This is a genomic window from Saccharomonospora saliphila YIM 90502 (genome assembly GCF_000383795.1).
Lineage (GTDB): Bacteria > Actinomycetota > Actinomycetes > Mycobacteriales > Pseudonocardiaceae > Saccharomonospora > Saccharomonospora saliphila.
Genome location: NZ_KB912640.1, coordinates 182,009 through 188,379, shown reverse-complemented (window position 1 = coordinate 188,379; position 6,371 = coordinate 182,009). Strand labels below are relative to the sequence as shown.

8 protein-coding genes are annotated in these 6,371 nt (G+C 70.8%); 5 read left to right on the top strand and 3 right to left on the bottom strand.

Going from position 1 to position 6,371, the window contains the following annotated elements:
• Positions 1-106 precede the first annotated feature (106 nt).
• Positions 107-1,270, top strand: a complete 1,164-nt coding sequence (locus tag SACSA_RS0105985; protein WP_019814255.1) for a cystathionine gamma-synthase — start codon at positions 107-109, stop codon at positions 1,268-1,270.
• Positions 1,271-1,357: 87 nt separating this feature from the next.
• On the opposite strand, the gene SACSA_RS0105980 is transcribed toward SACSA_RS0105985, so the two are convergent.
• Complete coding sequence (locus tag SACSA_RS0105980; RefSeq protein ID WP_019814254.1) at positions 1,358-1,615, bottom strand: hypothetical protein; 258 nt, start codon at positions 1,613-1,615, stop codon at positions 1,358-1,360.
• 195 nt (positions 1,616-1,810) lie between these two features.
• On the opposite strand from SACSA_RS0105980, the gene ilvA reads away from it, so the two are divergent.
• Positions 1,811-3,016: a threonine ammonia-lyase gene (gene ilvA, locus SACSA_RS0105975; protein ID WP_028661594.1), complete on the top strand. Its 1,206-nt coding sequence runs from the start codon at positions 1,811-1,813 to the stop codon at positions 3,014-3,016.
• A gap of 48 nt (positions 3,017-3,064) precedes the next feature.
• Entirely contained in the window at positions 3,065-3,532 is a 468-nt protein-coding gene (locus tag SACSA_RS0105970; RefSeq protein WP_019814252.1) for an Lrp/AsnC family transcriptional regulator, read from the top strand.
• Between the two features lie 231 nt (positions 3,533-3,763).
• On the opposite strand, the gene greA is transcribed toward SACSA_RS0105970, so the two are convergent.
• Both greA and SACSA_RS0105960 read right to left on the bottom strand, forming a co-directional pair.
• Complete coding sequence (gene greA / locus SACSA_RS0105965; RefSeq protein WP_019814251.1) at positions 3,764-4,261, bottom strand: transcription elongation factor GreA; 498 nt, start codon at positions 4,259-4,261, stop codon at positions 3,764-3,766.
• Between the two features lie 176 nt (positions 4,262-4,437).
• Positions 4,438-4,950 carry a DUF4307 domain-containing protein gene (locus SACSA_RS0105960; protein WP_019814250.1) on the bottom strand — a complete coding sequence of 171 codons (513 nt, stop codon included), beginning with the start codon at positions 4,948-4,950 and terminating at the stop codon, positions 4,438-4,440.
• A gap of 146 nt (positions 4,951-5,096) precedes the next feature.
• Between SACSA_RS0105960 and mca the strand changes: the two genes are divergently transcribed.
• Positions 5,097-6,011, top strand: coding sequence for a mycothiol conjugate amidase Mca (gene mca, locus SACSA_RS0105955; RefSeq protein ID WP_019814249.1), 915 nt, complete (start codon positions 5,097-5,099; stop codon positions 6,009-6,011).
• A partial coding sequence (locus tag SACSA_RS27170; RefSeq protein ID WP_019814248.1) for a hypothetical protein occupies positions 6,008-6,371 on the top strand: 364 nt, incomplete at its 3' end. The genes mca and SACSA_RS27170, both read left to right, overlap by 4 nt.

The window sequence follows — 6,371 nt, the reverse complement described above, 5'->3', positions numbered from 1 at the left end:
GTGCGCGGCCGGCGGATGACCCGCCCGCGCGCGGCCTTCGTTGCCCCGGGTCCGTTCCGGCGGGTCCACGGCGGCGTGGCCCGGGGGCCGGCCGTAGGCTGTGGGCATGGTTGCAGACCCCGCCGACTACGGATTCGAGACGCGCGCCATCCACGCCGGTCAGGAGCCGGACCCGCGGACCGGTGCCGTGATCGTGCCGATCTATCAGACCTCCACCTATGCACAGGACGGCGTGGGCGGCACCCGCGAGGGGGACTACGAGTACTCCCGCACCGCCAACCCCACCCGGACCGCGCTGGAGGAGGCCCTCGCCGCGCTGGAGGGAGGCAGGCACGCGCTCGCCTTCTCCTCGGGCATGGCCGCCAGCGACGCGGTGCTGCGCACCACAGTGCGGCCCGGTGACCACCTGGTTCTCGGCAACGACGTCTACGGCGGGACTTTCCGCCTCATCGACAAGGTTCTCGCGCGGTGGGGTGTGAAGTACAGCGTCGCCTCACTGTCCGATTTGGACGAGGTCCGCTCGGCGATCCGCCCGGAGACGAAACTGGTCTGGTGCGAGTCGCCGACCAACCCGCTGCTCGGCATCTCCGACATCGCGGCGCTGGCCGAACTCGCCCACGTCGGCGGGGCGCGCCTGGTCGTGGACAACACCTTCGCCACCCCGTATCTCCAGAATCCCCTGGAGTTCGGCGCCGACGTGGTGGTGCACTCCACCACGAAGTATCTCGGCGGCCACTCCGACGTGGTCGGCGGCGCCGTGATCACCCAGTCCGACGAGTTGCGCGACGAGTTGTTCTTCCTGCGCAACTCGGCGGGTGCCGTGCCGAGTCCGTTCGACGCGTGGCTGACCCTGCGCGGGCTGAAGACGCTCGCGGTGCGCATGGAACGGCACTGCGGCAACGCCGAGCTGATCGCCGAGGCGCTGTCGGTGCACCCCAAGGTGGAGCGGGTCTACTACCCGGGACTGGCCGAGCATCCCGGTCACGCGCTCGCGGCCAAGCAGATGCGGCGTTTCGGGGGCATGGTGTCGTTCACCCACGTCGACGGGGAACAGGCCGCGCTGGACACGGCGTCCGGGACCGCGCTGTTCGTGCTGGCCGAGTCGCTGGGCGGGGTCGAGTCGCTGGTCGAGCATCCCGGCCGGATGACCCACGCCAGCGTCGCCGGGTCCACGCTCCAGGTCCCCGCGTCGCTGGTACGGCTCTCGGTCGGTATCGAGGACCCCCACGACCTGTTGACCGATCTCCGGCGCGCTCTCGACGCCACCTGATCGCACAGCGGAGCCGGTCTCCGCCGTGAGGGATTCCGTCGCCGTGTCCGGCCGTGCGGGAGTCCTTCACGGCGGACGAGGCCCGGGTCAGGGGCGGTAGTTGGCCTCCGCCGTGGCCGGGTCGGGGGTGTGGGTCAGGCCCTTGTCGCGCAGGTCGGCGCCGTCGACGCAGCTTCCGACGAGGGCGACGGTGCCGCCGCGCTGGACGTACTCTCCGGTGTCGCAGCGAGCCTCGGAGACGGTGTAGACGGCGGCGCCGGTGAGCGTCATGGCCGACAGCACGCCCGCGAGCAGCGGCAGGACACCGGCGGCGCGTGTCGCGGGTGTCGTGCTCGCGCGTCCCATAGTGTCTCCCTCGCTCGATCGAGTGTGCCGTCGTCACGCACGGAGCACCGGGCGGCCCCGCGACTGAGGTGTCCGACGGGAGTGTTCCCCGTCTCCCCGCCGGATGACCGGTGCGGCACAAGCTTACCCAATCGTGATCCGGGCCGTGTACGTAACCTCTTCGTGACAGTCGGGGTGGTGACATCATCGGCGGTTATGGGACTTGTCAGCGTGGACACAATCCGCGAGGCGAGGGAGCTGCTCGCCGCCGTCGTGCGCGAGACGCCGATGGAGCACGCGCGTGACCTCGAATCCGCACACGGAGGGCCGGTGCATCTGAAGTGCGAGAACTTGCAGCGCACCGGCTCGTTCAAGATCAGAGGCGCGTACACGCGCATCCACGGGTTCAGCGAGGCGGAGCGGGGGCGTGGCGTGGTGGCCGCCAGCGCGGGCAACCACGCGCAGGGCGTGGCGCTGGCCGCGTCGCTGCTGGGGACGAAGGCGACGGTCTTCATGCCCGAACGCGCGCCGTTGCCGAAGCTCGCCGCCACCCGGGGCTACGGAGCCGAGGTGCACCTGCACGGCGAGGTGCTGGAGGAGTCGCTGGCCGAGGCGACCGCGTTCGCGGAGCGCACGGGTGCGGTGTTCCTTCACCCGTTCGATCACCCCGACATCATCGCCGGTCAGGGCACGGTGGGGCTGGAGATTCTCGACCAGCTTCCAGAGGTCGCCACGGTTCTCGTGGCCACCGGCGGCGGCGGACTGGTCGGCGGGGTGGCGAGCGCGGTGAAGGCCGTCCGGCCGGACGTGCACGTGGTGGGCGTGCAGGCGGAGGGGGCCGCCGCGTTCCCGTTGTCGTTGTCCCGGGGTGAACCGGTGCGCCTCGAGCGAACGCAGACGATGGCCGACGGGATCGCCGTCGGCGCTCCCGGCCCGGTCACGTTCGCGCACGTGCGCGACCTGGTCGACGACGTCGTGACGGTGAACGAGGAGTCGTTGTCCCGCGCGGTGCTGCAATGCCTCGAACGGCGCAAGCTCGTGGTCGAACCCGCGGGGGCCGCGGCCGTGGCCGCGCTGCTGGAGCACGAGGGGGCGTTCGCACCGCCCGTGGTGGCCGTGCTCTCCGGCGGCAACGTCGATCCGTTGCTGTTGTTGCAGATCATCCAGCACGGGATGACGGCGGCGGGGCGCTACCTGAGCCTGCGCCTGTGCGTTCCCGACCGTCCGGGGTCGCTGGCGGGTGTGTTGTCACGCGTCAGCGAACTCGGCGCGAACGTGCTCGACGTCGAGCACTCCCGCATCTCAGGTCGGCTCGCGATGGGCGAGGTGGAGATCGCTCTGAAGCTGGAGACACGCGGACCCGAACACTGTGAGACCGTCGCGGCCCAGCTCCAACGCGCGGGCTTCACGGTCATGCTCTAGGGCAGACGGTGCGCGGATACGGGGCGGTGTGAGCCGAAGGAGGTGGTGGTGACACTCGATGCGCTGGACGCGCGGCTGCTGCTGTTGCTGACCGACGCGCCGCGGCTCGGGGTGCTGGAGTGCGCCCGCAGGCTGGGTGTGGCGCGTGGCACGGTGCAGGCGCGCCTCGACCGGCTCACGGCCTCGGGCGTGCTCACCGGCTTCCCGCCGGAGCTGGACCTGGGCCGCATGGGGTACGGGCTCACGGCGTTCGCGGTGCTGGAGATCGCGCAGGGACGCCGGGGAGAGGTCGCGGCGGCCCTGTCGGCGATCGACGAGGTGTGCGAGGTGCACGCGACGACCGGACAGGGCGACCTGTTCGTCCGCATGGTCGCGCGCTCGAACGACGACCTGCAACGCGTGATCGACGACGTGGTGGGTGTTCCGGGTGTCCGCAGGACGGCCACCTCGATCGCGCTCTCCACGCCGGTTCCGCCGAGGGTGCGGCCGTTGCTGGAACGCATCGCCCGCGACTGAGCGCGGGGAGGGGGCACCGTCGGGGCGGCCTTCCGAGCGGGTGGAGCGCTTGCGGGGCCGGGCACCACCATGGCGGCCGGTATGCGCACGTCGTCCCGATGTCGGGCAGGACGAAACACGGAGTGAACCGTTGGCGGATGTGCCGCATACCGGCCCCCGGGGTCGATCGCCGTCGGTGCGCCGGTAGAGATCACCTCGCGGGACGTGTCACCGTCCGCGAGGACGAGGAACTCAGGAGCCGCTGTAGGGCACGGCCTTGACGAGCGAGACCTTCTGCGTGCTGCCGTTGGGCAGCACGTACTCACGCGCCTCGCCCTCCTTGGCGCCCAGCAGCGCCTTGCCGAGCGGCGAGTCCGGCGAGTAGACCTCGATCGGCCCTTCGCCGCCCTCTTCGCGTGTGGCGAGCAGGAACGTCTCCTCGTCGTCGTCGCCGTCGTAGCGCACGGTCAGCACCATGCCCGGTTCGGCGATGCCGTCGTTCGCGGGCGCCTCGCCGACCTTCGCGGTGCGCAGCAACTCCTGGAGGTGCCGGATCCGGGCTTCCTGCTGACCTTGTTCCTCCCGGGCGGCGTGGTAGCCCCCGTTCTCCTTCAGGTCGCCTTCCTCCCGGCTGGCGTTGATCTTCTCGGCGATGACCGGACGATTCTCGATCAGCTCGTCGAGCTCGTTCTTGAGCCTGTCGTAGGCATCCTGGGTCAGCCAGGTCACCTTGCCTTCGCTCACGGTCACCATCTCCTTCTGGGGCCTGCCGAGCCTGGGTGTACAAGCCGGCCGCCACGCCGTCGTGGCTGGTAATAAAGGAAAGACACGGCCCGCCTGGGGCCGTGCCGTCGAGTCGAGGATAGCACGAAATGAACCCCGGCGGCCGCTGTTCGAGCCGGGCCACCGGACGCTCGGCGGCGATTTCACTCCGTTGGCCGCTCCGGGGTTGACAGGTACTCGGGCACTTCATAAGAGCACCCGAAGACGTCCGCCGTGACCGGACGTCCGATGCTGCGCACCACCGTTGTCAAGCGGTCGCGGCCGGGTGGGACGTAGATCTCTTTTCGGCCGCTCTCGGCGCCGGAGATGTCCCGGACGCGGACGATGCACACACCCGGGCGCGAGGGGTCCTCGCGGAGCACGTCGACGGTGACCGACATCGCGTCGCCGGGGCGTTCGGCGTAGCCGACCCGCTGGCCCTCGATGGGCGTCGAGCCCAGCGTCGTGTAGCCGTAGTAGGTCGCCGCCACGCCCGCGACCAGCGCCAACGCCACCAGCGACCACCGGCGCCCCCGGCGCGGTGCCCTCCTGCGTTCGAGGTCGTCCACGTCGGGCCCCGTGTCCGCGCCGGTGGACTCGCGCGCGGTGGCCTTCTCGGCGCCGTCGGGGCGTTCGGCGGGGTCCGGCACGCCCGGTCCGGCCTCCGAACTGCTCACTGCGGGCCTCCTGATGGCTCGTGTCCGCGCGGTGGGGAGAATGAAACCAGCTACCTCGTGTGTTGAGTATCCGTGTAGGCGCGCGGGCGTGAGCCGAGGGGGTCCGCACGAAGTGATGCGTGAGCTGAGAGGAAGCGGAGCCGGACATGGCGGGAGCCGACGGGATGAGGGCTGACAGGGCGGACGCGGGGTTGCGGCTGATGGCTGTGCACGCACATCCCGACGACGAGTCGAGCAAGGGCGCGGCCACGATGGCCCGCTACGTCGCCGAGGGGCACGAGGTCATGGTCGTGACCTGCACCGGAGGCGAGGCGGGCAGCGTGCTGAACCCGGCGATGGACAAGCCGGAGGTGCACGAGAACATGACGCGGCTGCGGCGCGAGGAGATGGCCAGGGCAGCCAAGATCCTCGGGGTGCAGCACCGCTGGCTGGGGTTCGTGGACTCGGGCCTGCCCGAGGGCGACCCACCGCCGCCGCTGCCGGAGGACTGCTTCGCGATGGTGCCGCTCGACGGGCCGACGGCCGCGCTCGTACGCGCCATCCGCGAGTTCCGGCCGCATGTGATCGTCACCTACGACGAGAACGGTGGATACCCGCACCCGGACCACATCCGGTGCCACGAGGTGTCGATGGCCGCCTACGACGCGGCTTCCGACCCCGAGCGCTACCCCGAGGCGGGAACTCCGTGGCAACCGCTGAAGCTGTACTACTCGCACGGCTTCTCCCGCGCGAGGTTCACCGCGTTCCACGAGGCCCTTGTCGCCGAGGGGCTGGACTCGCCGTACGAAGAGTGGCTGAGCCGGTGGGACCCGGACAAGCCGGACGTGATGGAGCGGGTCACGACGCAGGTGCCGTGCGCGGACTACTTCGAGGTGCGCGATGACGCGCTGCGCGCGCACGCCACCCAGATCGACCCGAACAGCCGCTGGTTCGCCGTGCCACTGGACATTCAGCGGCGGTTGTGGCCCACCGAGGAGTACGAGCTGGTGCGGTCGCTGGTCGACACGACACTGCCCGAGGACGATCTGTTCGCGGGCGTCCGGGAGAAGGTGAACTCATGACGCTGCCGGCCTTCGTGGCCGTGCCCGTGACGTCGGGCGGGTTGCTGCTCGCGCAGGAGCAGCAACCCGACGGCGGCGGTCAGGGAGCGGACTTCGGCAAGTCCTCGCCGGTGGGCCTGCTCCTGCTTCTGGTGTTCTTCGTCGCGGTGGGGTTTCTGATCCGCTCGATGACCAAGCACCTCAAGCGGATTCCGGCGTCGTTCGACGGCGACGACGGCGATGACGGCGACGACGGCGCCGGGGCGATGACGCGGACGGAGGCCGAGCCCGGCTCCAGCACCGTGCCGGGGAAGTCCGGGCCGGACCCGGACCCGGACCCGCCGGGTGCCTCCGAGGACGGTGCGGGAGCCCCGGCGCGGG

What these genes read in the sequence shown, in the direction of transcription:
- SACSA_RS0105985 (WP_019814255.1), top strand. Translation starts at nt 107, where the DNA reads ATGGTTGCAGACCCCGCCGACTACGGATTCGAGACGCGCGCCATCCAC.
- SACSA_RS0105980 (WP_019814254.1), bottom strand. Translation starts at nt 1,615, where the DNA reads ATGGGACGCGCGAGCACGACACCCGCGACACGCGCCGCCGGTGTCCTG.
- ilvA (WP_028661594.1), top strand. Translation starts at nt 1,811, where the DNA reads ATGGGACTTGTCAGCGTGGACACAATCCGCGAGGCGAGGGAGCTGCTC.
- mca (WP_019814249.1), top strand. Translation starts at nt 5,097, where the DNA reads ATGGCGGGAGCCGACGGGATGAGGGCTGACAGGGCGGACGCGGGGTTG.